Origin of the sequence: Salmonella sp. 32120201201600049SM (assembly GCF_017572835.1) — a bacterium.
GTDB lineage: Bacteria > Pseudomonadota > Gammaproteobacteria > Enterobacterales > Enterobacteriaceae > Salmonella > Salmonella enterica.
Window position 1 is genome coordinate 1 of sequence record NZ_JAGESA010000034.1, and the last position, 586, is coordinate 586.

The window sequence follows — 586 nt, forward strand, 5'->3', positions numbered from 1 at the left end:
ATCCGGGTTGCGGACAGTGTCTGGTGGGTAGTTTGACTGGGGCGGTCTCCTCCTAAAGAGTAACGGAGGAGCACGAAGGTTGGCTAATCCTGGTCGGACATCAGGAGGTTAGTGCAATGGCATAAGCCAGCTTGACTGCGAGCGTGACGGCGCGAGCAGGTGCGAAAGCAGGTCATAGTGATCCGGTGGTTCTGAATGGAAGGGCCATCGCTCAACGGATAAAAGGTACTCCGGGGATAACAGGCTGATACCGCCCAAGAGTTCATATCGACGGCGGTGTTTGGCACCTCGATGTCGGCTCATCACATCCTGGGGCTGAAGTAGGTCCCAAGGGTATGGCTGTTCGCCATTTAAAGTGGTACGCGAGCTGGGTTTAGAACGTCGTGAGACAGTTCGGTCCCTATCTGCCGTGGGCGCTGGAGAACTGAGGGGGGCTGCTCCTAGTACGAGAGGACCGGAGTGGACGCATCACTGGTGTTCGGGTTGTCATGCCAATGGCACTGCCCGGTAGCTAAATGCGGAAGAGATAAGTGCTGAAAGCATCTAAGCACGAAACTTGCCCCGAGATGAGTTCTCCCTGAGACTT

General features: G+C 55.8%; 1 rRNA gene. It reads left to right on the forward strand.

Going from position 1 to position 586, the window contains the following annotated elements:
- A 23S ribosomal RNA gene (locus tag J4650_RS22665) occupies positions 1–586 on the forward strand; the annotation flags it as partial.